General features: G+C 29.0%; 20 protein-coding genes. 15 read left to right on the top strand and 5 right to left on the bottom strand.

Annotation, left to right across the window (positions count from 1 at the left end):
• Positions 1 to 80: 80 nt before the first annotated feature.
• Positions 81 to 467 carry a winged helix-turn-helix transcriptional regulator gene (locus EIH23_RS01455; RefSeq protein WP_122638429.1) on the bottom strand — a complete coding sequence of 129 codons (387 nt, stop codon included), beginning with the start codon at positions 465 to 467 and terminating at the stop codon, positions 81 to 83.
• 336 nt (positions 468 to 803) lie between these two features.
• On the opposite strand from EIH23_RS01455, the gene deoC reads away from it, so the two are divergent.
• The 11 genes from deoC (at position 804) to ptsG (ending at position 15,395) form a co-directional block, all read left to right on the top strand.
• Positions 804 to 1,478 carry a deoxyribose-phosphate aldolase gene (gene deoC, locus EIH23_RS01450; RefSeq protein ID WP_122638428.1) on the top strand — a complete coding sequence of 225 codons (675 nt, stop codon included), beginning with the start codon at positions 804 to 806 and terminating at the stop codon, positions 1,476 to 1,478.
• A 273-nt stretch (positions 1,479 to 1,751) separates the two neighbouring features.
• Complete coding sequence (gene nifJ, locus EIH23_RS01445; protein ID WP_122638427.1) at positions 1,752 to 5,306, top strand: pyruvate:ferredoxin (flavodoxin) oxidoreductase; 3,555 nt, start codon at positions 1,752 to 1,754, stop codon at positions 5,304 to 5,306.
• Between the two features lie 161 nt (positions 5,307 to 5,467).
• On the top strand, positions 5,468 to 5,944 hold the full coding sequence (locus tag EIH23_RS01440; RefSeq protein WP_122638426.1) for a hypothetical protein: 477 nt from the start codon (positions 5,468 to 5,470) through the stop codon (positions 5,942 to 5,944).
• Between the two features lie 119 nt (positions 5,945 to 6,063).
• Positions 6,064 to 6,981, top strand: a complete 918-nt coding sequence (locus tag EIH23_RS01435; RefSeq protein ID WP_122638425.1) for a DUF7507 domain-containing protein — start codon at positions 6,064 to 6,066, stop codon at positions 6,979 to 6,981.
• A gap of 188 nt (positions 6,982 to 7,169) precedes the next feature.
• The gene (locus EIH23_RS01430) at positions 7,170 to 7,382 is read left to right on the top strand and encodes a FeoA family protein (RefSeq protein WP_122638424.1); all 213 of its coding nucleotides are present in this window, start codon (positions 7,170 to 7,172) and stop codon (positions 7,380 to 7,382) included.
• Between the two features lie 12 nt (positions 7,383 to 7,394).
• Positions 7,395 to 7,613 (top strand): FeoA family protein, encoded by a 219-nt coding sequence (locus EIH23_RS01425; RefSeq protein ID WP_122638423.1) that lies wholly within the window; start codon positions 7,395 to 7,397, stop codon positions 7,611 to 7,613.
• Positions 7,614 to 7,628: 15 nt separating this feature from the next.
• Positions 7,629 to 9,731 (top strand): ferrous iron transport protein B, encoded by a 2,103-nt coding sequence (feoB, locus tag EIH23_RS01420; RefSeq protein WP_122638422.1) that lies wholly within the window; start codon positions 7,629 to 7,631, stop codon positions 9,729 to 9,731.
• Positions 9,732 to 9,755: 24 nt separating this feature from the next.
• Complete coding sequence (locus EIH23_RS01415) at positions 9,756 to 9,908, top strand: FeoB-associated Cys-rich membrane protein (protein ID WP_122638421.1); 153 nt, start codon at positions 9,756 to 9,758, stop codon at positions 9,906 to 9,908.
• A gap of 141 nt (positions 9,909 to 10,049) precedes the next feature.
• Complete coding sequence (locus tag EIH23_RS01410; RefSeq protein ID WP_122638420.1) at positions 10,050 to 12,035, top strand: fructose-1,6-bisphosphatase; 1,986 nt, start codon at positions 10,050 to 10,052, stop codon at positions 12,033 to 12,035.
• Between the two features lie 225 nt (positions 12,036 to 12,260).
• Positions 12,261 to 13,121 carry a BglG family transcription antiterminator LicT gene (licT, locus tag EIH23_RS01405; RefSeq protein ID WP_122638419.1) on the top strand — a complete coding sequence of 287 codons (861 nt, stop codon included), beginning with the start codon at positions 12,261 to 12,263 and terminating at the stop codon, positions 13,119 to 13,121.
• A gap of 222 nt (positions 13,122 to 13,343) precedes the next feature.
• Positions 13,344 to 15,395, top strand: coding sequence for a glucose-specific PTS transporter subunit IIBC (gene ptsG, locus EIH23_RS01400; protein ID WP_122638418.1), 2,052 nt, complete (start codon positions 13,344 to 13,346; stop codon positions 15,393 to 15,395).
• A gap of 57 nt (positions 15,396 to 15,452) precedes the next feature.
• Here the strand turns inward: ptsG and EIH23_RS01395 are convergent, their stop codons facing one another.
• Complete coding sequence (locus tag EIH23_RS01395) at positions 15,453 to 16,946, bottom strand: hypothetical protein (protein ID WP_122638417.1); 1,494 nt, start codon at positions 16,944 to 16,946, stop codon at positions 15,453 to 15,455.
• A gap of 226 nt (positions 16,947 to 17,172) precedes the next feature.
• Between EIH23_RS01395 and EIH23_RS01390 the strand changes: the two genes are divergently transcribed.
• From EIH23_RS01390 to EIH23_RS01380, 3 genes are all read left to right on the top strand, one after another.
• Entirely contained in the window at positions 17,173 to 18,387 is a 1,215-nt protein-coding gene (locus EIH23_RS01390) for a carboxylate--amine ligase (protein ID WP_122638416.1), read from the top strand.
• 14 nt (positions 18,388 to 18,401) lie between these two features.
• A complete protein-coding gene (locus tag EIH23_RS01385; RefSeq protein ID WP_122638415.1) occupies positions 18,402 to 19,106 on the top strand; it encodes an aspartate/glutamate racemase family protein in 705 nt (234 codons plus the stop codon).
• Positions 19,107 to 19,264: 158 nt separating this feature from the next.
• On the top strand, positions 19,265 to 20,764 hold the full coding sequence (locus tag EIH23_RS01380) for a UDP-N-acetylmuramoyl-L-alanyl-D-glutamate--2,6-diaminopimelate ligase (RefSeq protein ID WP_122638414.1): 1,500 nt from the start codon (positions 19,265 to 19,267) through the stop codon (positions 20,762 to 20,764).
• Positions 20,765 to 20,828: 64 nt separating this feature from the next.
• Here the strand turns inward: EIH23_RS01380 and EIH23_RS01375 are convergent, their stop codons facing one another.
• The 3 genes from EIH23_RS01375 to ychF all read right to left on the bottom strand — a co-directional run bounded on the left by EIH23_RS01375 (position 20,829) and on the right by ychF (position 23,357).
• Positions 20,829 to 21,521 (bottom strand): superoxide dismutase, encoded by a 693-nt coding sequence (locus tag EIH23_RS01375; RefSeq protein WP_122638413.1) that lies wholly within the window; start codon positions 21,519 to 21,521, stop codon positions 20,829 to 20,831.
• 64 nt (positions 21,522 to 21,585) lie between these two features.
• Positions 21,586 to 22,158 (bottom strand): GNAT family N-acetyltransferase, encoded by a 573-nt coding sequence (locus tag EIH23_RS01370; RefSeq protein WP_122638412.1) that lies wholly within the window; start codon positions 22,156 to 22,158, stop codon positions 21,586 to 21,588.
• Between the two features lie 101 nt (positions 22,159 to 22,259).
• Positions 22,260 to 23,357, bottom strand: coding sequence for a redox-regulated ATPase YchF (ychF, locus tag EIH23_RS01365; protein WP_122638411.1), 1,098 nt, complete (start codon positions 23,355 to 23,357; stop codon positions 22,260 to 22,262).
• Between the two features lie 192 nt (positions 23,358 to 23,549).
• On the opposite strand from ychF, the gene EIH23_RS01360 reads away from it, so the two are divergent.
• The gene (locus EIH23_RS01360) at positions 23,550 to 24,668 is read left to right on the top strand and encodes a CbiX/SirB N-terminal domain-containing protein (protein ID WP_122638410.1); all 1,119 of its coding nucleotides are present in this window, start codon (positions 23,550 to 23,552) and stop codon (positions 24,666 to 24,668) included.

Raw genomic sequence — 24,668 nt, 5'->3', positions numbered from 1 at the left:
ATAGTTAGGATTAAAAATTTTATAGATTAAGCTATAAATGAAATTATTTTAACTAGATTGATTTTGATATAGAGAAGTGCTTATTCGTTAGTAGAATCATTAACATTAGAAGATTTTAAGTAGTCAATTCCGTATGCATACATGTTTTCTAATAAGGGAATCATTTTTTCACCCATTTCGCTTAAGCTGTACTCTACTTTTGGTGGTATTACAGCATAAACTTTTCTAGTTATAAGTTTATCATTTTCTAAACTTCTTAATTGATTTGTTAACATTTTCTGTGTAACTTCTGGCAATTTTTTCTTTAATTCGCTAAATCTTAAACAACCGTCACTTAAATACCAAAGTATTAGAAGTTTCCATTTCCCTGAAACTAATTTATGAAATAAAAACATTGGACAAGTATTATATTTAGCACAGCTATTATTTTTGTGACATTTGCTGTGAAATGAAACTTCTGAACTCATTATATAACACCTCTTAAATTAATAGTTATTTTGTAAAGTTGATATTTTATATTATACCATAAAAGGTGATATCTAAAAATATAGGAGGTATACTTTTGTATACTATATACAAAAAAAGTGCCTACTTTAAAAAAAGTACTCAAAGTTATATTATTAATTCAGGTAAAATTTATATTACTAAATTTTATAATAATTAATTCTATTATGGAAAATATATTTTATATAAATTATTAATAAACTTAATACAATTTATTAATAAACATAATTTTAAAAGGTATCCAAAATGTGGTAATATATAGTATGTACTAAATTACTGATTAAAGAAGGAGACTTAATATGACTAATAAAATAGCAAACATGATAGATCATACAGTTTTAAAAGCTACGACTACAAAAGAAGATGTTATAAAAGTTTGTAACGAAGCAAAAGAACATAATTTCTTTTCTGTATGTATAAATCCTACTCACGTAGAGTTAGCAAAAAAAGAGTTAGAAGGATCTAATGTTAAAGTATGTACAGTAATAGGCTTCCCTTTAGGTGCTAACACACCAGAAGTTAAAGCATTTGAAACAAAGGATGCAATAGCTAAAGGTGCAGATGAAGTAGATATGGTTATAAACATAGGTGCTTTAAAAGATAAAAATTATGACTTAGTTGAAAAAGATATAAAAGCAGTTGTAGATGCTGCAAATAAAAATGCTTTAGTAAAAGTAATAATAGAAACTTGCTACTTAACTGATGAAGAAAAGAAGATAGCTTGTGAACTAGCTGTAAAAGCTGGAACTGACTATGTAAAAACTTCTACAGGATTTGGAACAGGTGGTTCAACTCCAGAGGACATCAAGTTAATGAGAGATACAGTAGGTCCACACATTGGAGTAAAAGCATCAGGTGGAGTTAGATGTAAAAAAGACGCAGATGCTGTTATAAATGCTGGAGCTAGTAGAATAGGTGCAAGTGCATCTATAGCTATAGTAAGTGGAGATGAAGTATCTGACGGTGGATATTAAAAATATTTTTTATTAATTAAGAATACAAATAAATTTTTGAAAAAGGTTTAAAATAAAACATATATGGGTATATCATATTATGATTATTTGATTAATAGAAGAAGATATCTTAAATTTCTTAATAACTGAGAAGTTTAAAAAGAATAGAAGGATTTTATCCCATTATGTAGAATTGGTTTAATCAGTGAGATAATTGTGTGCAAAATACATAGAACAAATATTTACCTCACAAAGATTACATTTGTAGTAATATATTAAGGAGGATTACGTAGTATGGCAAAATTCATGAAAACAGTTGATGGTAATACAGCTGCTGCTCACGTTGCATATGCATTTACAGAAGTAGCTGCTATATTCCCAATCACTCCATCTTCAACAATGGCAGAAGTTGTAGATGAATGGTCAGCTCAAGGTAGAAAAAATATCTTCGGGCAAAAAGTAAGTGTTGTAGAGATGCAATCTGAAGCAGGTGCTGCTGGAACATTCCATGGTTCATTACAAGCAGGTGCTTTAACAACTACATTCACAGCTTCACAAGGTTTATTATTAATGATACCAAATATGTATAAAACAGCTGGAGAGCTTTTACCGGGGGTATTCCATGTTAGTGCTCGTGCATTAGCTGCTCAAGCTTTATCTATATTCGGTGATCACCAAGACGTTATGGCTGCAAGACAAACTGGATGTGTTATGTTAGCATCAGGTTCTGTTCAAGAGGTAGCTGATATATCTCCAGTTGCTCACTTAGCAGCAATCGAAGGTAGATTACCATTTATAAACTTCTTTGATGGATTCAGAACTTCTCACGAAATCCAAAAAGTTGAATTATTAGAAAATGAAGATTACGCAAGTTTATTAAATAGAGAAGCTTTACAAGCTTTCAGAGATAGAGCTTTATCTCCAAATCATCCTGTAACTCGTGGTACAGCTCAAAACCCAGATGTATACTTCCAAACTAGAGAAAGTTCAAATAGATACTATGAAGATATAGTTGGAATAGTTGAAAAATACATGAACAAAATGAGCGACTTAACAGGAAGAAAATACGGATTATTCAATTATTATGGAGCAGAAGATGCTACTAACATAATAATAGCTATGGGTTCTGTAACAGAAACTATAGAAGAAACTGTTGATGCATTAAATGCACAAGGTCAAAAAGTAGGTTTAGTAAAAGTTCACTTATACAGACCATTCTCAATAGAACATTTAATGGATGCTATACCAAGCACAGTTGAAAGAATATGTGTATTAGACAGAACTAAGGAACCAGGTGCTCCAGGAGAACCATTATACTTAGACGTACGTTCTGCATACTACAATAAAGAAAATGCTCCTATGATAATAGGTGGAATATATGGATTAGGATCAAAAGATACTACTCCAACAGAAATAAAAACTGTATTTGATAACTTAGCTTCAGAAAATCCAAAAAATAACTTCACAGTAGGTATAGACGATGACGTTACTTTCAGATCATTAGAATTATCAGAACCATTAAAAGTTGCGGTTCCAGGAACTGTAAGATGTAAGTTCTGGGGATTAGGATCTGACGGTACAGTTGGAGCTAATAAACAAGCTATAAAAATAATAGGTGATAATACTAAGAAATATGTACAAGCATACTTCGATTATGACTCTAAAAAATCTGGTGGGGTAACAATGTCTCACTTAAGATTCGGTGATGAGCCAATAAGATCAACTTACCTAATAGACGAAGCTGATTACATAGCATGTCATACTCAAGCTTATGTATATCAATATGATGGATTATTAGAAGGTCTTAAAAAAGGTGGAACATTTGTATTAAATACAATATGGGATCAAGCTGGTCTTGAAGAACATTTACCAGCTCACTTAAAGCAATTTATAGCTCAAAATAACATAGAGTTCTACACTGTAAATGCTACTAAGATAGCTCAAGAAATAGGGCTTGGAAATAGAATAAACATGATAATGCAATCTGCATTCTTCAAGTTAGCAAACATAATACCAGTAGAACAAGCAGTAGAATACTTAAAAGATTCTATAGCTAAAGCTTACGGTAAAAAAGGTGAAAAAGTTGTTAACATGAACTACGAAGCTGTTGAAAGAGGTATAAACTCTTTAGTTAAAGTTGAAGTTCCAGCTGAGTGGGCTAATGCAAATGATGAAAAGGTTGAAAAAGTTGAAGAACCATACTTCATCAAAAATATATTAAGACCTATAACTGCACAACAAGGTAACAAATTACCTGTATCTGCATTTAATGAAGGTTTAGAAGATGGTACTATGCCACATGGTACAGCTGCTTACGAAAAACGTGGTATAGCTGTTAATGTTCCTGAATGGATATTAGAAAACTGTATCCAATGTAACCAATGTTCATTCATATGTCCTCATTCATGTATAAGACCAGTTCTTGTAAATGAAGAAGAATTACAAAATGCTCCAGAATCATTTAATGCTAAAAAAGCTATAGGTAAAGGATTCGAAGGATTACAATATAGAATACAATTAAGTCCAATGGACTGTACAGGATGTGGAAACTGTGCTGACATATGTCCAGCTAAAGATAAAGCTTTAGTTATGAAGCCTCTTGAAAGTCAATTACAAGAAGTTGATAACTGGGCATTCGCAGCTGATCATAAAAAAGTTGCTCCAAAAGGTGACATAATGGCACCAACAACTGTAAAAGGAAGTCAGTTCAGACAACCATTACATGAGTTCTCAGGAGCTTGTGCTGGATGTGGTGAAACTGCATACATCAAAAACGTAACTCAATTATTTGGAGATAGAATGATGATAGCTAATGCTACTGGATGTTCTTCAATTTGGGGTGGTTCATACCCATCATCTCCATATACAATTAACCATGAAGGTAAAGGTCCTGCTTGGGCAAACTCATTATTCGAAGACAATGCTGAATTCGGATATGGTATGTATTTAGCAGTTAAACATATAAGAGCTAAAATAGCTGAAAATATGGAAAGCTTATTAGCTATGGATATATGTGATGAAGCAAGAGAAGCATTTACTGCTTGGTTAGATGCTAAAGAAGATGGAGAAGCTTCTAAGGCTGCAAGTGCTAAAGTAAGTGCAGTATTAGCAAACTCTCACAATATAGAAAATGCTGAAGTTAAAGCTTTAGTTGAAGAAATAAAAGAAAGAGAAGATTACTTAATTAAGAGATCTCAATGGATCCTTGGTGGAGACGGTTGGGCATATGATATCGGTTACGGTGGTGTAGACCATGTTCTTGCATCAGGTGAAAATGTAAATGTTCTTGTATTCGATACAGAAATTTACTCAAATACAGGAGGACAATCTTCTAAGTCAACTCCAGTTGCTGCAATGGCTAAGTTCGCTGCTGCTGGAAAGAGAACTAGAAAGAAAGACCTTGGTATGATGGCAATGTCTTATGGAAATGTATACGTAGCACAAGTAGCTATGGGTGCAGATAAGAACCAATTCATGAAAGCTATAGTAGAAGCTGAAAAATATGATGGACCATCATTAATAATCTGCTACGCTCCATGTATATCTCACGGATTAAAAGAAGGTATGGGACGTAGTGTAGAAAACGAAAATAAAGCTGTTAAAGCTGGATACTGGCATTTATACAGATTCAACCCAGAATTACAAGCATCTGGTAAGAATCCATTCAGCTTAGACTCTAAAGAGCCAACTGAAAGCTTCAGAGAATTCTTATTAAATCAAGTAAGATACTCTGCTGTTGCAAAACAATTCCCAGATGTAGCTGAAGAATTATTTGCTCAAGCTGAACAAAGTGCTAAAGAAAGATTAGAAAGTTATAAGAGATTAGCTAGCTACGAGTTAGTTCACTAAAATCTTAATATATAAAAAAGAGTTATCTCATTAAGAGATAGCTCTTTTTTTGCTTTTATGTAAAATAAGTAACAAATCTGCAACAATTTGTATATTATATAGGGGATAATTATATCTAAATTAATCCAAATTAAAGTAATTATACTTAAAGGAGAATAATTATGGTTGAAAAATCCGATGACTGTGTATTAAAAAATAAAGCACAAGTTGTTTATTCATATAATAATTCAGACCAGATAATTACTAAGATCACAGAAAGCAATACAGAATCAATTCAAATTCATAGATGTAATTATTATCAAATTGAATGTATTAAAGGTTGTGTAGATCTTAGTGAACTTTGCTTAAATAAACAACAAATATATAATCTTTCTATAAAAGGTAATGCAGAATTACATGATTATTATATAGAACACAATAATAAATGCTTGATTATAAGATTTAGATTAAAATTACGTATCTATTATAATAAACAAGGTCATAGTCACTATTATGATTATTATAAAAACTATGAATATAGTGTACCATTTGATAAAAATAGAGTAAGTGAAATAAATATCACTGTATTAAGTACAAACTATAAAATATTAAATAATAACTTGATTGAAGTAAGTTCAGTTACAAAATTTGAATATTAAAATCATAAAAACATAAATTATGACATGAATTTTAAAAATAGTAACGTTTATCGACATAATTTTATATATTATATTAAGTAGTAATTACTACTAATACAATATTAAGAGGTGAAAGTACTGTGGAAGATAGTACTATGAAAAAATTACAAACATCATGTCCAGAAACTTGTGATGATGGATGTGAAATAAGAAATGTAGCATTTGTAAATTATCAATATAGACCAGTTGAAGATGGAATTGAAGCGGAGGCAGAAGAAGCTTCTGTTATTAGTAATCCAGTTAGAACATGTATAGTAAATGGAATAAATCCTGACTTTAGAATTATTAAATCAGCTTCTAAAGAAGCTACAGAACCTGAAGATATAATTCTTTATACAGTTACAGTAATTAATACAGGAGATACAGTATTAACTGGAGTACAAATCTCAGATGACTTAGATAACATATCAACATATGTACCTAACAGTGCAAAAGTAGTTCTTCATGTTCCAAATGGTACTGATCAAGATGTTGATTTTACTGTTGGAACTACAGATCCATTAATAATAACTGCAAATGAAGGATTAGATCCAAATGACATGTTTATATTCTCTTATAAAGTTCAAGTTAACTCTGATGTAGGTGCATCTCAATCTGTTGATAATACAGTTACAGTTACAGTTAATGAAGTTGAAGATCTTCAATTAGATAGTCAAAATATTCCTATTAGATATGCTAGAGTAGAAGTACTTAAGGCAATTAGAGGAAATGTTAGATGTGTTGAATGTGGTGATGATTTAACTTATACAATAAGACTTATAAATACAGGAACTATAGCTGCTACAAATGTAGTAGTTACAGACTTATTTGATTCAAGATTCTGCTTTGATGAAGGTGATGTAGTAGTTAGAGATGCAAATGGTGATGATTTAGATCCACAACCAAATATTAGTGTTGTTAATGGATTGCTTACTGTTACAATTGCTACTTTACAACCAGGTGAAGTTAATCAAAGAAGAATAATTATATCTGGACAAATATGTTGCTGTGACGAATAAAGTAATAAAAATTCAACTAATTAAATCAGCTAAATAATAAGTTATAAAGTGAAACGAGTTATCTCAAAGGAGATAACTCATTTTTTATATATCAAAAATAAATATTAATTGACAATGATTACCAATAGGACTACAATTGAATTGATGATAATGATTTTCAAAATTATTTACGAGAAGGAGATGTTAAAATGGCATTAAGTATGATAGGCATTGGAGAAAAGAGAAAAATAGTAGAAGTAAGGGCTAAAGATTCTGTAAAAAGGCATTTACAAAGCTTAGGATTTATAGTTGGCGAAAAAGTAGAAATAGTAGCTGAAAATCCAAGTGGGCTTATTTTATTAGTAAAAGGATCTAAAGTAGCTTTAAATAAAGGAATTGCAAATAAAATAATAGTTTCTTAAGGAGGGATAAAGATGACATTAAAGGATTTAAATCCTGGTCAGTCAGGAATAGTAAAAAGTATAGGTGAAAAAGGGCCTATAAGAAGGCGATTAATGGATATGGGAGTAACACCAGGTGTAAAAGTTGAAGTTATTAAGGTAGCACCATTAGGTGATCCAATAGAAATAAATATAAGAGGATATGAATTAAGCCTTAGAAAAGATGAGGCACAAAATATAGTATTAAAGTAATCGAGGGGAAATGTTATGGGATATACAATAGCGTTAGCAGGAAATCCAAACTGTGGTAAAACTACAGTATTTAATGAAATAACAGGCTCAAAACAACATGTTGGTAACTGGCCAGGTGTAACTGTAGAGAAAAAAGAAGGTAAGTATAAGAAAAATAAAGATATAAATATAGTAGATTTGCCAGGAATTTATTCTTTATCTCCATATTCTCAAGAGGAGATAGTAGCTAGGAATTATATTATTGATGAAAAACCAGATGTACTTATAAATATAATAGATGCAACAAACATAGAAAGAAATATGTATCTTACATTACAAATTTTTGAAACGAAGATTCCTACAGTTATAGCTCTTAATATGATGGATGAGGTTGAAGCTAGAGGAACTAAAATAAATATAGAAAAACTTCAAAAATACTTAGGTGTAAAAGTTGTTCCAGTCATAGCTAGAAGTGGAAAAGGTATGAAAGAACTAATGGATACAGCTATAGAAGTTGCTAAGATGTATAACCATGATTCTATAAAAGACATAGAAGATGTACATATATCTGTAGATGGAACTGAAGCGCTTAGTTTAGATTTAGGTATTGATGTATTTTCTGAGAAAATAGAAGAGTATGTTCAAAAAATACATTCAAAATTAAGTGATAAAAGTGATATAAATACATGGAAAGCATTAAAAATCTTAGAGGAAGATGCTATAGTAAATGAATCATTAAGTGTATCAGAAAAAATTGATATCCAAGATATTTTATCAAAAGCAAATGAAGAATTTGATGGTGATATTGAGTCAGAGATAGCAGATCAAAGATATAAATTTATTTCAAAGATAGTAAATAAGACGGTTTCTAAATCAAAACCTAAGAATGGAAAAAGAGAAGAAACAACTTCAGATAAAATAGATAAAATTTTAACTAATAGAATTTTAGCTATACCTATATTTTTAGCTGTAATGTATTTACTTTTCTCTATTACTTTTGGAGAAAGTATAATAGGAATTGGTGTTTATTTACAGACTATAGTTTGTGATTTTTGGGATGGACCATTAACTGAAACTATACTAAGTTCGTTAGAATATTTAGGAGCTGCTGAGTGGGCAATATCTCTTGTAGGAGATGGAATACTTGCTGGTGTAGGTGGAGTTGTATCATTTTTACCACAAATACTAGTTTTATTCTTACTTATGTCAGTACTTGAAGATAGTGGATATATGGCTAGAGTTGCTTTTGTTATGGATAAGATTTTTAGAAAATTTGGTTTATCAGGAAAATCATTTATTCCATTATTAATGGGATTTGGTTGTTCTGTTCCAGCGCTTATGGCATCTAGAACTTTAGAAAATGAAAAAGATCGTAAGATAACTATGATGATAACTCCGTTTATGTCTTGTGGAGCAAAGCTTCCAATATATTTAATGTTTGCAGCAACTTTATTTGCAACTAGTAATCAAACTAACATAGTGTATACAATATATATGTTAGGTCTAGTTGTTGCAGTAGTATCTGCACTAATATTAAGTAAGTTTGTATTAAAAGGAGAAGCATCAAACTTTATAATGGAGCTTCCTCAATATAGAATACCTACATTAAAAAGTGTTTTAATACATGCATGGGAAAAAGTAAAAGGTTTTGCGATAAAAGCAGGAACGATAATTTTAGCATCAACAATATTGATATGGGTTTTATCAAGCTTTAATTTATCTGGAATGTGTGAAATGGAAGATAGTATATTAGCTTCTATTGGTAGAAGTATTCAATGGATATTTGCTCCTTTAGGATTTGGTGACTGGAGAGCTTCAGTTGGTGTAGTTACAGGATGGATTGCAAAAGAAAATATAGTATCTACTTTCGGAGTTTTATTTGGAGCATCTGATGCTATAACTGAAGCTGCAATGGAAGGTAGTGCGGCAATACCACAAGTAGCAGCAGTATTTACTCAAGCATCAGCATTTTCATATATGATATTTAATTTATTATGTATGCCATGCTTTGCAGCTGTAGGAGCTATAAAAAGAGAAATGGGTTCTTGGAAATGGACTGGTATTACAGTTGGTTTCCAAATGATAGTTGCATGGATAGTTGCATTCTTAACTTATATAATATGCCAGATGATATTTTAAATAATAAGGAAGTGAATTAAATTAATGATTAATTATATTATTGGAATAGGCGCTTTCTTAATAGTATTTTATGTTATAAAAAATGGAATTAAATCTTACAAAAGTGGAAAAAGTACCTGTGGATGTAGTTGTAAAAACTGTCCATCAGATAGTGCTTGCAAAACAAATAAAAAATAAATAAAATAAAATCTTGGTATATATAAATATGTATTTATATTACCAAGATTTTTTTGAAATAAATAGTATAGCATATAAAAAAAGATATACATAAATATGTTATAATAATTAAGTAGAAAAAGATAAGTTGGAGGAAAAATAATGAGAGAATTATCAACTGTGTCAGATGATTATTTAAATAATAATATTAAATATTTAAGATTACTATCGAAACAGTACCCTAGCATATCTAAGGCTAGTGAAGAAATTATAAATTTAGAAGCAATACTTAATCTTCCTAAGGGAACAGAACATTTTTTAACTGATATACATGGTGAGTATGAACCATTTGTACATGTATTAAAAAATGGATCAGGAGTTATAAAAAGAAAGATAGAAGAGCTTTTTTCTAATAGCATAAGAGAATCGGAAAAGAAGATGTTAGCGACTCTTGTTTATTATCCAGAACAAAAATTAGATTTAATATCTAAGGAAGAAACTGACATAGAAGATTTTTATAGAATAAACATGTATAGACTTATAGAACTTTGCAGGTATACATCAAGCAAATACACAAGATCTAAGGTTAGAAAATTCTTACCAGAAGAATTTAGATATATAATGGAGGAATTATTACATCCAGATAATAGTAGCGACCATAAGCATGAATACTACCATAGTATAGTTGAGACTATTATTGAAATAGACAGAGCTAAAGAGTTTATAATAGCAATATCTAAAGTAATACAAAAATTAGTAGTTGATAGGTTACATATAATAGGAGATATATATGATAGAGGTCCAAGACCTGATATTATTATGGATATGCTAATGCAGCATCATAGTGTAGATATACAGTGGGGGAACCATGATATATTATGGATGGGCGCAGCTGCTGGACAACCTGTTAATATAGCTAATGCACTTAGAATTTGTGCAAGATATGCAAATTTAGATATAGCGGAAGATTTTTATGGAATTAACTTATTGCCACTTGCTACCTTTGCAATGGATGCTTACAAAGATGACCCTTGTAAGGAGTTTTTACCTAAAGTAGGAGAACAAAACGTATCAAATAGTGAAAAAGGTCTTATTGCAAAAATGCATAAAGCTATAAGTATAATACAATTCAAACTAGAGGGAGAAGTAATAAATAGAAGACCTGAATTTGATATGAATCATAGATTATTACTAGATAAGATAAACTATGAAGAAGGAACGATTAATTTAAAAGGAAAAGTATATAAATTAAAAGATAATTACTTCCCAACAATAGACCCTAAAAATCCATATAAGCTAACTAAAGCAGAAGAAATCTTAGTAGAAAAATTAATATCTTCTTTTAAAGGAAGTGAAAAACTTCAAAAACATGTTTCATTCTTATTTTCAAAGGGTAGCATTTATTTAAAAGCAAATTCAAATTTATTATTCCATGGATGTATACCATTAAATGAAGACGGAAGCTTTATGCCTATGAATATAAAAAATAAAGAATATAAAGGTAGAGCCTTAATGGACAAAATGGAAGCTTTAGCTAGAGAAGGTTATTTCTTTGCTGAAAATACATTACAAAAACAATATGGAATGGATATTATGTGGTATTTATGGACTGGAAAATGCTCATCTTTATTTGGAAAAGATGATATGACAACTTTTGAAAGATACTTTATATCAGAAAAAGAAGCTCATAAAGAAAATAAAAATCCATATTATTTCTTAAGAGAAGATGAGACAATATGTAAAAGAATTTTCGATGAATTTGAGTTGGATTTTGAAGAATCTCATATAATAAATGGACATGTTCCTGTAGAAAGTAAAAATGGAGAAAGCCCAATAAAAGCTAATGGAAGAATTTTAGTTATAGACGGAGGATTCTCAAAAGCATATCAAAAGAAAACTGGTATTGCTGGGTATACTTTAATATACAATTCTTATAGCTTACAGTTAGTATCTCACGAACCTTTTAGCTCAGCAGAAGAAGCTATAGCGAACGAAAGTGATATATTATCAACTACTGTTGTTGTAGAACATAAGGTAAAAAGAAGAAGAGTTAAAGATACTGAAGCTGGAGAAAAAATACAAGATGAAATAAAGGATTTAAAATTACTTTTATTAGCGTATAGAAAAGGTTTAATAAAGGAAATGTAATATAAAAATATTATATATTTTAAATAGAAAAAACTTGACACTAAATATGTATTATACTAGAATTAAATTATAATAAATATAAAACTAATTCAATTAACTATTATTGGATTGTTACTGATAATGCAGGCAATACCTAGGTTAAGTTTTACAGCATTGCTGTATCTTAATTTAGGTATTTTTAATTTTATACATATTTATAGTCAGTTAGAGGGGGTACAAGTAAGGATGATTATTGAAAGAGTTTATAACAACAATGTGGTATTGGTAAAAGATGAAAACAATAAACAGCTAATACTTACAGGTTGTGGTATAGGATTTCAAAAAAAATTAGGCCAATTAGCTGACGAGAGTAAAATAGAAAAAAAGTTTGTAGCTGAAGATGAAGGTTTCAAAAATAAGATAAGCAAACTAGCCCTTGAGGTTGATGAAGATGTATTTAAAGCTAGTTCGGCTATAGTTGAATATGCTGAAACAAAGCTAAAAGCTGAATTATATGACTATATATATGTGGCACTTACAGATCATATAGCATTTGCACTTAAAAGACATAAAGAAAATATAGAAATAAAAAATGAATTACTTTATGAAATAAGAAGAATTCATAAAAGAGAATTTGAAATTGGTATTTGGGCAATCGGTTACTTAAATAAAGAATTTGATGTTAACCTACCAGAAGATGAAGCAGCTTTTATAGCCATGCATATAGTAAATGCCAATTATAATGAAAATACATCTGAATCATTTTTAATGACAAAGATAGTTAAAGAAATACTTAATATTATAAGGTATTATTACTCCGTTGAGTTTAATCAAAATGAAATGAACTATGAAAGATTATTAACTCATTTAAAGTTTTTTGCAAAAAGATTAATAAAAAATGAAAGCAAAGAAAATAAACAAAATGAACTTTTAGGAATTATAAAAGAAAAATATGAAGATTCATATAAATGTGCAAGTAAAATAAAAACATTTATAGAAGAACACTATGAATATGTTGTCAGTGAAGATGAGCTTTTATACTTAATACTTCATATTAATAGGGTAATAGAAGTTATAAAAATAGAAGAAAAATCAATCATAAATTAAACCGTATTAAGGTTGTTACTGTTTGGCAGGCAAGACTTAGGTTTATAAGAATATATGATTATTGTTTTAGTAGGTTTAGGTTATACGCATACTTTTAGGGTAGGCTTAGATACTTATATCTATTAAAGATAATTGTATATTTCTATAAGCTTAAGTCTTTTTTTATAGCAATAATCAAATAAATTTTAACAATTATAAAATAAGAAAGGGAGATTAAAAGCAATGTTTAAGAAATTATTCGGTGTTTTACAAAAAGTTGGTAAGTCGCTAATGCTACCAGTTGCTATACTTCCAGCAGCAGGTATACTTTTAGGATTAGGTAATGCATTAGTAAATGAAAATGTTATATCATATATGCCATTCTTAGCAAATGGTACAGTTGCTTTAATAGCAAGTATGATGGAAGGTTGTGGTCAAATAATATTTGATAACTTACCTTTAATATTTGCAGTAGGTGTTGCAGTTGGTTTAACTGATGGTGAGGGTGTTGCAGCTCTTGCAGCAATCGTTGGTATGTTAGTAATGAATAAGGCTATGAGTGTTACAGCTGGAATAACAGCTGATATGACTGGCCCTATGTATGCTAATGTTTTAGGTATACCTACAATACAAACAGGTGTATTTGGTGGTATCATCATAGGTATTCTTGCATCAAGTATGTATAAGAAATTCTATAAAATTGAATTACCTCAATATTTAGGTTTCTTTGCAGGGAAAAGATTCGTTCCTATTATAACATCAGTATTAGCATTATTAATAGGTGTAGCATTAACATTCGTATGGCCTCCAATACAAATGGGGTTAATGTCATTCTCTCAAACAGTTATAGATGCTAACAGAACTTTAGCAGCATTCTTATTTGGAGTTATAGAAAGAGCGTTAATACCATTTGGATTACATCATGCATTTTATAATCCATTCTGGTATCAATTTGGTGAGTATGTAAACAGTGCAGGAGATCTTGTAATGGGAGATCAAAGTATATGGTTTGCACAACTTAAAGATGGTGTAGAATTTACAGCTGGTACATTCATGACTGGTAAATTCCCATTCATGATGTTTGGACTTCCAGCAGCAGCTTTAGCTATGGTACATGAAGCAAAACCTGAAAAGAAAAAATACGTTGCTGGTATAATGGCATCAGCAGCATTAACTTCATTCTTAACTGGTATAACTGAGCCAATAGAATTTGCATTCTTATTCGTAGCTCCAGTATTATTTGCAGTACACTGTGTATTTGCAGGTTTATCATTTATGTTAATGCAAATATTAAATGTTAAAATAGGTATGACATTCTCAGGTGGTCTTATAGACTTTACTTTATTTGGTATAATACCAAATAGAACACCTTGGTATTTTGTTTTAGTAGTAGGTGCAGGACTTGCAGTAATATACTACTTCGGATTTAGATTTATGATAAGAAAGTTTGACTTAAAGACTCCAGGTAGAGAAGATGAAACAGAAGAAGTAAGTTCTTCATCTAGCTTAGGAAAAGGTGAATTAGCAAACGAAATATTAATAGCTTTAGGAAATAAAGAAAACTTAAAGAGTTTAGATGCTTGTATAACTAGACTTAGAGTACAAGTTGAAGATATAGAAAAAGTAGATAAAGATAAATTAAAAGAGCTTGGTGCAGCTGGTGTTATGGTTGTAGGAAACAATGTACAAGCTATATTCGGTACAAAATCAGATACTTTAAAATCAGAAATAAACGAAATAATATCAGGTAAATTAATTGTTAATAAATCTGAAAATAAAGAAGTTAAAAAAGAAGTTACTAAAATTGAAGAAAATTCAAGTACAGAGTTAGCAATATCTTGTTCTGAAGAGGTAATGTCTTTAACTAATGGACAAATTTTAGAATTATCAGATGTTCCAGATGAAGTTTTCTCAAGTAAGTTAATGGGAGATGGATTTGCAATAAAATCAAGTGATGGAGTAATATGTTCTCCAGTTGATGGTAGTGTGGAAGTTATATTCCCAACTAAGCATGCAGTAATAATAAAATCTGATGCAGGAAGAGAAATACTTATACACATGGGAATAGAAACAGTTAAACTAGAAGGTAAAGGATTTGATTTAGCTGTAAATGTAGGAGATAAAGTTAAAGCTGGTGATAAACTTGCTAAAATGGATTTAAAATATATAGAAGAAAATGCAACTTCTAGTATAACTCCAGTTATATTTACGAACTTAGAATCAAATGAAAAAATCACAGTAAAAACTGGTAAATGTAATTTAAAAGAAAGTAATAGAGTTACTATAACAAAATAAATAATATAAAAAAAGGTTGAACATTATTATGTTCAACCTTTTTGTTTAGATAGTTAACTAGTTTATAGATAATGAATCTATTAAAGTTTTGAATAGATTCATAGTAGATTCATTTAGTTCTGGGAAGAATTCTTGTATAGAGTCAATTAACTTATTGTAATTAGGAAGCGATTGTGTATTAAACATATCATTACTAGGGTATTTAAGGTTATATTTCCAAACTTCTAAGCCTTGGAATGGATTAGCAGTTCCTAGATATAAGTCATTTAAAGAATCTACATATAAAATTCTACCTCCATAATTATATCTATTACCTAAACCATTTAAAAATACTGGTAAGAAGTGTACACCATCTAAGGATTTATATAAATTAAATCCAAAAGGATAGTTAAATTCATTTAAAAGTCTTACTATAATTCTATACATTTTAATTAAGGTATCAACTAACTCTGAAGATAAAGCATCATCAGATCTATAAGAAGATAATATTTCTAATATAAGTTGCATAAATAAAGCACTATCAAAAGTACTTATATATAAAGCACCATTATATTCTTGTATTTGCCATCCATAAACATTAAATGGATTGTTAAAACCAGAATTAATACCAGATATACTATTAGGACCTACAATCATTTCAACCTTATCATCTTTATCTAATCTTATTAGATCAAATCCTTGAGGTATTATCCAAGACAATGGCAACTCTTTTGTTCCACTTAAATAAAGATGATTTTTAAATACACCCATAGCTAAAGTTACAGTATTAGATGGATTACCAAAACCATCAACTACAAGTGTCCATTTATTAAGTTCAGTTTTATTAGTATCTGTTCTCCAAACTCTTATCTTATTATTTATAGATGTTGCTAAATATAAACGATTATTAAAAACAGCCATATTTACTATTGCACCGGAAGGATTTTTATTTGGATCAAAATTTGGAGTTGAGCTAGGATAAGTTTCTAGTTCCCAAGAGAAAAATTCTGGGTCTATATTACTATATAATAGAGGATAAGTTACTTGACCACCCTCATCAATATTAGCTACATATAGTTTATTATCAAATATAACCATAGCTCTTGAAGAGTTTCCTTCTAGTGTTCCTCGATTATAAACCGTAGATTTTGTTTCCATCCAGTCTATACCATTTACTGATTTGTATATTTTTAGTTTGTTAGGTGGCAAACATGTGCCAGCTGCATATAGAGCTGGATTACCATTATAAGCTCTATAGTTAACCATATATCTAAATCCATAGATATTACTATTATAAGGAGCTTTAAGCACCTTCTCCCAAGTAGAATTACCATCTTTTCTTAGTCTCCAAATCTCAGCTCTATCATCCTGTACTGTTGGAGTTAAAGATAGTGGGAATCTTAAGTTTTGTATATATAAGCTAGAGTATAGAGGTATTATATTTCTACCAGTACCAACATATATATAATCGCCTAAACCACTAATTGACCAGGCATAGTTATTTTGTCTTGCATTTATTAAATTGTTAAAATCTAAACCATTAAGTGGTGTTAGACTTTCAAAACTTGACATATAATCAACACCTTTATTATATATATACAGGCATTAAAATTTACCTGTCTGTATATAATATGAGTTTGTAAAAAAATGGTGAAAGACCAAGGATATTGTATTTATATATATTTTTTCTAGTTTAATACATTAAATATAGATTAAAACAGTAGTATTTTGACATAAGTATTAAAATACAGTATACTTATTTAGTACGTTGAATTTAAAATGTAAGAGGTGGAAAAACGTGGAAAATATAACAATTCAACCAGTCTTAGTTGGAGGAGATATAAACTGCTATAGTGTAGCAAGAGCATATCATGAAGCTTATGGAGTTAAGTCAATAGCATTTGGAAGATATGCATTAGGTGCAACTAAGGATAGTAAAATAATAGATTTTAGAATAGACCCAAGAATAACTGAAGAAGAAGAATTTATAAAAGTATTATTAGACACTGCAGATGAACTTGCAGCACCTAATAAAAAATTAATTATACATGGATGTACTGATGAATATGCAGAGTTAATAATAGATCATAGAGATATATTATCAGAAAAATATATAGTTCCTTATATAGGGAAAGAGTTAAAAGAAAAGCTTATAGAAAAAGAATTATTCTATCAAATGTGTGAAGAAAAGGGATTAGATTACCCTAAAACATTCATATACTCAAAAGGTGATGAAATAACAGACTTTGGATTTAAGTATCCAGTTATAATAAAGCCTTCAGATAGTGTATTATTCTGGCAACATCCATTTGAAGGAATGAAAAAAGCTTATCTTGCTAACAACGAAGAAGAGTTTAAAGAAATAACGACTTCAATATATAATGGAAAATATGATAAGAGCTTAATAATACAAGACTTTATACCAGGTGATGACTCACATATGAGAGTTTTAACTTGTTATTCAGACCAAAATGGTAAAGTTAAGATGATGTGTTTAGGACATGTATTATTAGAAGAGCATACACCAAAAGGAATAGGAAATCATGCTGCTATAATAACAGAGTATGATGGTCCTTTAATGGAGAAATTTAAGAACTTCTTAGAAAGTATAAACTACACAGGTTTTTCTAACTTTGATATAAAATATGATAGTAGAGATAACACATATAAAGTATTTGAAATTAACTTAAGACAAGGTAGAAGTAACTTCTATGTAACATCTTCAGGTAATAATATAGCTAAGTATGTAGTTGAAGATAGAGTTTACAATAAAGAATTAGATTTAAAAATACAAAAAGAACCTTTCTTCTGGCGTGTAATACCTAAGAATGTAGTTTATAAATTCGTTAAAAATCAAGAATTAGTAAATCTTGCTAAGAAATTAGATTCAGAAGGTAAGAGTGCAACATCATTTGGATATGATGCTGACTTAAAAGGAAACTTTAAGAGAAGTTGGTATGTATTCTTATACAATATAAACCAAGTAAGAAAGTTTAATAAATACTGCAAATAAAGTGGTGATATAAAATGGAAAATAATAAAACAGTTGGTGTTATTGGTGGACTTGGACCTATGGCTACAGTATATTTTTATGATATGGTAGTAAGGATGACTGATGCAAAAACTGACCAAGATCATATAGATATGGTTATAGCTAATAGAGCAACAACACCAGATAGAACTGATTATATAATTGGAAAAAGCAAAAACAGTCCAGTAGATATACTAAAAAAAGATGCAAAGAGATTAGAAAACTTTGGAAGTGACTTTTTAGTTATAACTTGCAACACAGCTCATTATTTCTATGATGAAATACAGAAAAGTGTAAATATTCCTGTTTTAAATATAATCGAAGAAACTGTAAAACATGCAAAAGAACAAGGTCATAAAAAGTTAGGAATATTAGCAACAACAGGAAATATAAGTACAAACTTATATCAAAATATGTGTAAGAAATATGATATAGATTATTTAGTATTAGATGAAAATAGACAAGCTAATATAATGTCTATAATATATGATGATATAAAAAGTGGAAACCCTGCTAATATGAACAAATTTAATGACATAGTCAATAATTTAAAAGAAAATAACTGTGATGGTGCAATTTTAGGATGTACAGAATTATCAATTTTAAAAAATGATAATAACTTAGATGATGAGTTTTATATAGATTCATTAGGTGTTTTAGCTGTTAAAACTATAGAAAATTGCAATAAAAGAGTTAAATAATAAAATATAAAAAAATAGAGTAGTTAAAGCTACTCTATTTTTAGGATTTAAATCTTAGAATGATATTCCAATTTTAACATAGATTTTCTAAGTAAAATTTAAAAATAATATGATATACTACAGTTTATGAATATACCAAGGATAAGGAGGGCTTAGTAATGAAATTATTTAAAGTTATGGAAGATGTTGAATTTACTTGTGATAAGCCTTGGGACGAAATAAAAGAAATCGAAATAAAAGATATTGCATATAATTCTTCAAAATGTGAAGATGGATATATATTTGTTGCTATAAAAGGTGAAACTGTTGATGGTCATAAATACTGCATGGATGCTTATAAAAGAGGATGTAGAGTATTTATACTAAATGATGATATAGAATTAGGAAATGATGCTATAAAACTATTTGTAAAAGACAGTAGAATAGCTTTATCAAAAATGTCAGCAAACTATTTTGGTAATCCATCAAAAGAGCTAAAAATTATAGGTGTAACGGGTACAAAAGGTAAGACTACAATAACTAACTATGTAAGTGAAGTTCTAAATTCTTCAGGACTTAATACAGGAGTTATAGGAACTAATGGTACTTTTTACAATGGTATAAGTGAAAAAACAGTTAACACAACTCCAGAAAGTTATGAACTTCATAGAATATTTAGAACAATGCTAGATAATGGAGTAAAGTGTGTATCTATGGAAGTTTCATCAGGTGGAGTTATGATGAATAGAGTTGAGGATGTAGATTTTGATATTGCAATATTCTCAAATTTATCACCAGATCATATAGGTCCAAAGGAACATCCAACTTTTGAACATTATTTAGAATGTAAAGCTAGACTATTTACACTAGCTAAACATGGAATAATAAATATAGATGACGAGCATGCTAAAGAAATAATGAATAAAGCAACTTGTGATATAGAAACATTTTCTATATCAAATAATTCAAATTTAGTAGCTAAAAATATAGAGTACTCAAAATCTATAGACTCATTAGGGGTAAGTTTCACTTGTCATGTAGGAGAAGAAGATTTCCCTTGTTATATATGTTCTCCAGGAGAATTTAGTATATATAATGCATTAGCAGTAATAGCTGTCTGTAGATATTTAGATGTAGAACAAGAAGTTATGTTAAACTCTTTAAGACAAGCTAAGGTAAATGGAAGAGTAGAAGTTTTACCAATACTTCCTTATGCAACAGTTATAGTTGATTATGCTCATAATGGAGTAAGCTTAGAGAATATACTTCAAACACTTAAAAAATACGATCATAATAGATTAATATGTTTATTTGGATCAGTAGGTGGAAGAACAGAGTTAAGAAGAAAAGAGTTAGGAGATGTTGCAGCTAAAGAATGTGACTTATGTATACTAACTTCGGATAACCCTGATTTTGAAGATCCAATGAATATAATAAGTGATATAGCAAAATCTTTTGAAAATAGTAATTGTGAATATATAGTAGAGCCAGATAGAAAGTTAGCTATAGAAATGGCTATAGAAATAGCTAAAGAAGGCGATATGATAGTATTTGCTGGAAAAGGTCATGAGACTTATCAAATAATAAAAGGTGATAGAGTACCTTTTAGTGAAAAAGAAATAGCTATGAATGCAGCTAAGAGCGTTTTAGCTGAAAAGAATTACTTAACACTTGCATAATGAAAAGCTAGATGGGATTGTAACTAATAATATGTTATTATCCTTTCTAGCTTTTATAATTTATTTAATTTTTATAATTCTTAAGAGCTTGATTCCAATCAAGTACATTGAACCAGTTATCTATGTACTTAGAACGATCGTTTTTATAGTCAAGATAATAAGCATGCTCCCAAAGGTCTATACCTATTATTGGTTTTAATCCACAACATATTGGGTTATCTTGATTAGGTGTATTTACTATGCATAGATTGTTATTTTTATCTAATACAAGCCATGTCCAACCTGAACCAAATACATCTAGTGCACTTTTCTTAAACTCTGATTTGAAGTTTTCATAAGAATCAAATGTACTTTCTATGCCTTCTTTTAATTTTCCTGTTGGAACAGGATTATTTTTGTTAGACATTATATTAAAGAATAATTCATGATTGTAAACACCGCCACCATTATTTCTTACTATGTTTCTAACATCTTGTGGTAAAGAGTCTAAATTACTTAATAATTCATATAAAGTAAGATTTTGTAAATCAGGATATTTATCTAGGGCTGCATTTAAATTTTTTACATAATTAGCATAGTGTTTATCATGATGAAGAGTCATAGTCTCCTTGCTTATATAAGGTTCTAAAGCATCGTAAGAGTAAGGTAGTGGTTTTACCTCAAACTTATATGTTTCTTTAGAATAAGATAAAGCAGTTAATCCTTGAGTAAGAATAATTGATAAAACTATGCTTAAAGTTAATAATGCTTTTTTCATTTAATCACCTCATAAATATTATGCTTAAAAAGGATAATATTATTTAAAAGGCCTAAAGGTATATTTATACATACATATTAAATATATTTTGAATCTCACTATTTTTAATCAAGTTAATATGTTTTATTGGTTTTGGAGGTATATTAAAATCTATAATATTTTTCTCCATCCAAATAATATCCCACCATTTATTAAATTTAAAGCCGGCATGACTAAAACATCCTACAAGATTAAATCCATGTTTTTTATGGAATTTCTCACTTTTTATATTTGGAACAGTAATACAAGCATAAACATTATAAAATCCTTGAAGTTTTAAAATATCTAAAATGCAAGAATATAGAGTAGAGGCTATATTTTTATTGTGATAAGATTCATTAGCATAGATAGACAATTCAACATCCCAATTATAAGCATCTCTTTCTTTATATTTAGATGCATAAGCATATCCAATTATTTTATTATCAATAAGAGCAACTATATAAGGATAATCTTTAGATATAGTTTTAACTCTATTTTCAAATTCCTCTAAACTAGGAATCTTATATTCAAATGTAATTGCAGTATTTTCAATATAATATTTATAAATATTTAAAATCTCTCTTGCATCGTTTAAGTTGGCTAATCTTAATTCCATATGATATCCCCCCTAATTAATTATTTTTAGATTATTGACTAATTATATCATAATAAAAAAAGCTATATTTGGTTTTAATCCCAAATATAGCTTTTATTTTATTAAACGTTAAATCTGAATAATATTACATCTCCATCTTTAACTATATATTCTTTACCCTCAAGTCTAACTAATCCTTTTTCTTTAGCAGCAGTCATAGTACCAACATGAACTAAGTCATCAAAAGCAATAGTTTCCGCTCTTATGAATCCTCTTTCTATATCAGAGTGGATTTTTCCACCTGCAGCAGGAGCTTTAGTTCCAAGTTTTATAGTCCAAGCTCTAACCTCTTGAGGTCCAGCTGTTAAGTAAGATATAAGTCCTAATAAAGCATAAGAAGATTTTATTAATTTATCTAATCCTGATTGCTCAAGACCTAAAGTTTCTAAGAATTCTTTCTTTTCTTCTTCAGTATCAAGTTCAGCTATTTCTGCTTCTATTTGAGCACAAACAACTACAACTTCAGCATCCTCAGTAGCAGCGAATTCTCTAACTTTGTTTACATAATCATTGTTAGCAGCTTCATCAGCTAAATCATCTTCACATACATTAGTAGCATATATTACTGGTTTAGAAGTTAATAAGTTTAATGAATTAACAAATGTTTGTTGATCTTCAGTAAAGCTCATTGTTCTAACACATTTATTATCTTCTAAAGTAGCTAGTATTTCTTTTAAGAATTCAACTTCGGCAGCTACAGACTTATCAGCTTTAGCAGCTTTAGCACTTTTTTGTATTCTTCTTTCTAATATTTCTATATCAGAGAATATTAATTCTAAGTTTATAGTTTCTATATCTCTAAGTGGATCAACACTTCCATCAACGTGAACAACGTTAGGATCTTCGAAGCATCTAACAACGTGAACTATAGCGTCAACCTCTCTTATGTGAGATAAGAATTTATTTCCAAGACCTTCACCTTTTGAAGCTCCTCTAACAAGACCAGCTATATCGCAGAATTCTATAGCTGTTGGAACTATTTTCTTTGAATCATATAGTTCTTTTAATTTATTTAATCTTTCATCTGGAACAGCAACCACACCTACGTTTGGTTCTATTGTACAGAAAGGGTAGTTTGCAGATTCTGCACCTGCTTGAGTTATAGCGTTGAAAAGCGTACTTTTACCTACGTTTGGTAAACCTACTATACCTAATTTCATAATTGTATCTTCCTTTCTTTATGTTAATTTGATATTGAAATTTATATATAAATTTATACAACCTTCTAAGTCGTGAACACAACTAATAAAGCTGATTTTTACAAATTTACAAACTTCATTATAGACATACATACTGATTATACATCATATATATAACAGATGTAAACTATACATTATTATGGAGTTGGTTTTATGCTAAGTTCAATACTTTTATTTGTATGTATATTTTTAGGTTTTATATTTACAGGTTATATGGAAAATATATTTATAGTTTTAGCCACACTTCTTTTTTATAAGCAGATAATTATAGATAAAAATTATAAATATATAGCATATGGACTTATTATTGCTTTTATTGGAATAAATATTATAACTATATCAATATTTAGAAATAAAATAGCTATAAAAGATGTGAGTCCACTAGAAGACCAACCAGAAACAGTAGTGTTGTTGGTTTCTGGAGGTGAAAGTTCAAACTATGATTTAAAAGAAAGGGCAAGTGAAGTTTACTTTGAAAAGGGATTTAAATCATACTTAACTGGAATAAAAGATTTATATACATTTAAAATGTACTATGAAAAATTTGGGTCAAGTGATTTTAAAGAAGATGCAGAATATATAGCATCAAATTTGAGAGAAAAGTTAGGCAATAGTTATAAAGTAGTAAATTCTTATCTTTATTCATCACCTTATTTTGAAAATAGTATAGAAGATATTATTTCAAAAGGATATAAAAATATAATTATTTGTCCTATGTTTATGACAGAAGGTGAAGATTTTGATGTTTTCACTAAAAGATATGAAAGTTTAAATTTAAGTAAATACAATTTAAATAAGGTAGAAATAATGGAAACTTTCTACAAATCAAATAACTTAGCAACATTATATAAAAATGAAATATTAAAAACTATATCAAGTAAAAATAAAGATATAGGAGTGTTATTAATTGGTTTTCAAAATGAAAACAATGTAGAACAAGATATATTATTTAGAGAAAAAATAAGAGATTACATATTGCAAGACGAAAAAAATAGTAACATTCAAATAAAATTACCTCTTTTAGAAAATAATAAAAAGGATATAATTAAATGTGGTGAGGAATTACTAGAATATGGAATTGATGGTCTATATATAGTGTTACCAACAAGTATAATTGATAGTATTTATACTAAAAACTTAGTGGATAGCATACTTAGTAATTTAGACATGGGAAATACAAAGCTTTATTATATAGATGCTGATAAAAAATACGACTTAATAGTAAATGAGATATTTGACAGAATATCATTACTAAGCGCAATAGGAGGGTAA

This window comes from Romboutsia sp. Marseille-P6047 (assembly GCF_900604535.1).
GTDB lineage: Bacteria > Bacillota > Clostridia > Peptostreptococcales > Peptostreptococcaceae > Romboutsia_E.
Note: the sequence above shows the minus strand (reverse complement) of the source record. Positions and strands in the feature narration are given on the sequence as shown.

Excerpts from the sequence above, each read along its gene's own strand:
- deoC (WP_122638428.1), top strand. The coding sequence starts at position 804 with ATGACTAATAAAATAGCAAACATGATAGATCATACAGTTTTAAAAGCT.
- EIH23_RS01410 (WP_122638420.1), top strand. The coding sequence starts at position 10,050 with ATGAGAGAATTATCAACTGTGTCAGATGATTATTTAAATAATAATATT.
- EIH23_RS01430 (WP_122638424.1), top strand. The coding sequence starts at position 7,170 with ATGGCATTAAGTATGATAGGCATTGGAGAAAAGAGAAAAATAGTAGAA.
- EIH23_RS01385 (WP_122638415.1), top strand. The coding sequence starts at position 18,402 with ATGGAAAATAATAAAACAGTTGGTGTTATTGGTGGACTTGGACCTATG.
- nifJ (WP_122638427.1), top strand. The coding sequence starts at position 1,752 with ATGGCAAAATTCATGAAAACAGTTGATGGTAATACAGCTGCTGCTCAC.
- ychF (WP_122638411.1), bottom strand. The coding sequence starts at position 23,357 with ATGAAATTAGGTATAGTAGGTTTACCAAACGTAGGTAAAAGTACGCTT.
- EIH23_RS01380 (WP_122638414.1), top strand. The coding sequence starts at position 19,265 with ATGAAATTATTTAAAGTTATGGAAGATGTTGAATTTACTTGTGATAAG.
- EIH23_RS01425 (WP_122638423.1), top strand. The coding sequence starts at position 7,395 with ATGACATTAAAGGATTTAAATCCTGGTCAGTCAGGAATAGTAAAAAGT.
- EIH23_RS01455 (WP_122638429.1), bottom strand. The coding sequence starts at position 467 with ATGAGTTCAGAAGTTTCATTTCACAGCAAATGTCACAAAAATAATAGC.
- feoB (WP_122638422.1), top strand. The coding sequence starts at position 7,629 with ATGGGATATACAATAGCGTTAGCAGGAAATCCAAACTGTGGTAAAACT.
- EIH23_RS01415 (WP_122638421.1), top strand. The coding sequence starts at position 9,756 with ATGATTAATTATATTATTGGAATAGGCGCTTTCTTAATAGTATTTTAT.
- EIH23_RS01395 (WP_122638417.1), bottom strand. The coding sequence starts at position 16,946 with ATGTCAAGTTTTGAAAGTCTAACACCACTTAATGGTTTAGATTTTAAC.
- EIH23_RS01440 (WP_122638426.1), top strand. The coding sequence starts at position 5,468 with ATGGTTGAAAAATCCGATGACTGTGTATTAAAAAATAAAGCACAAGTT.
- EIH23_RS01370 (WP_122638412.1), bottom strand. The coding sequence starts at position 22,158 with ATGGAATTAAGATTAGCCAACTTAAACGATGCAAGAGAGATTTTAAAT.
- EIH23_RS01375 (WP_122638413.1), bottom strand. The coding sequence starts at position 21,521 with ATGAAAAAAGCATTATTAACTTTAAGCATAGTTTTATCAATTATTCTT.
- ptsG (WP_122638418.1), top strand. The coding sequence starts at position 13,344 with ATGTTTAAGAAATTATTCGGTGTTTTACAAAAAGTTGGTAAGTCGCTA.
- licT (WP_122638419.1), top strand. The coding sequence starts at position 12,261 with ATGATTATTGAAAGAGTTTATAACAACAATGTGGTATTGGTAAAAGAT.
- EIH23_RS01360 (WP_122638410.1), top strand. The coding sequence starts at position 23,550 with ATGCTAAGTTCAATACTTTTATTTGTATGTATATTTTTAGGTTTTATA.